Below are 1,199 nucleotides of genomic sequence, written 5' to 3' on the forward strand. Positions count from 1 at the left end.
ACCATGTGGAACAATTGGTGCCAGGACGTGACGGCCGGTAACTGAGAAGCGATATGTCGAAGAAGAAGAAAGCCTCCTCCCGCAAGCCCTCCCTGCCGCAGCCCGCGCCGCAGCAGAAGGCCAATCCGCTGCTCCAGCAGGCCATCGCGCTGCATCAGCAGGGAAAGCTGGCGGAGGCGGAGACGCTGTACCGGCAAATTCTGCTGCAGGACCAGAAGCAGCCCGATGCGCTGCATCTGCTGGGCCAGATCGAACGCCACAAGGGGAATGCGCAGGCCGGCCTGGAGATGATCGAGCGGGCTATCGCGCTGCGGCCGGAGTCTGCGCCCTTCCGCATGACGCGCGGCAACACGCTGCGGGTTATGGGGAAGCGGGCGGCGGCAATCGCGGCCTATCGGGAAGCGCTAGAGATCAATCCGGATTTTGCCGATGCGCACAATAATCTGGGCGTGATCCTGCTGGAGGCGGGAGACGCGCAGGAGGCTGCGGATCATTTCCGGCGCGCGCTGGAAATCAGACCCGCCTACCCGGATGCCAGCAACAATCTGGGCAATGCCCTGAAGGCGCTGGGCGATATTGAGGGGGCGATCCAGCGGTTCAAACGCACGCTCGAAATGGCGCCGAATGCCGTCAGCGCCTGGACCAATCTCGGTTCGCTCTATCACAAGATCGGCCAGTGGGATTCCTGCACCGAGTGCTATCGGAAAGCCCTGTCGATCAACCCGAACTCCGCCGAGGCGCACGGCAATCTAGGGACGATCCTTGCCGATTGGGGGCGCTATGACGAGGCAAGGCAGCATCTGGAAAAGGCCATTGAGCTGCGCCCGAATTTCCCGGAGGCGCTGATGAGCCTGGGCCATGCCCTGATCGAACAGGGGCATGGCTTTGAAGGCGAGATGCGGTTTCTCAAGGCGCTTGAACTTGCGCCGGATTCGCCGCTGGCCAACCGCATGTTCAGCCTCAAGCTCTTCAAGCAGCGGCGGCTGATTGAGGCGCGGGACTATGCCCTGAAGGCGCTGCCGCACGCGAAGCTGCGCGAACGCGGCATGCTGCTGTCGCATCTGGCCTCGGTAATGGCCATGCTGTCCGACTTCACGCAGGTAAAGGCGCTGAGCGACGAAGCAATGGCGCTGGCGCCCTGGGAAGACGAGCTCTGGGAGCACCGGCTCTATAATTTCAGCTACCACCCTGATCTTGCG

General features: G+C 62.6%; 1 protein-coding gene. It reads left to right on the top strand.

All coding sequences use genetic code 11. The annotated features are described in order from the left end of the window. Positions 1-53 precede the first annotated feature (53 nt). The coding region (locus tag P24_RS18965) for a tetratricopeptide repeat protein (protein WP_008946366.1) at positions 54-1,199 on the top strand (1,146 nt) is incomplete at its 3' end.

The sequence above is a fragment of the Oceanibaculum indicum P24 genome, assembly GCF_000299935.1.
In the GTDB taxonomy this organism is placed as follows: domain Bacteria; phylum Pseudomonadota; class Alphaproteobacteria; order Oceanibaculales; family Oceanibaculaceae; genus Oceanibaculum; species Oceanibaculum indicum.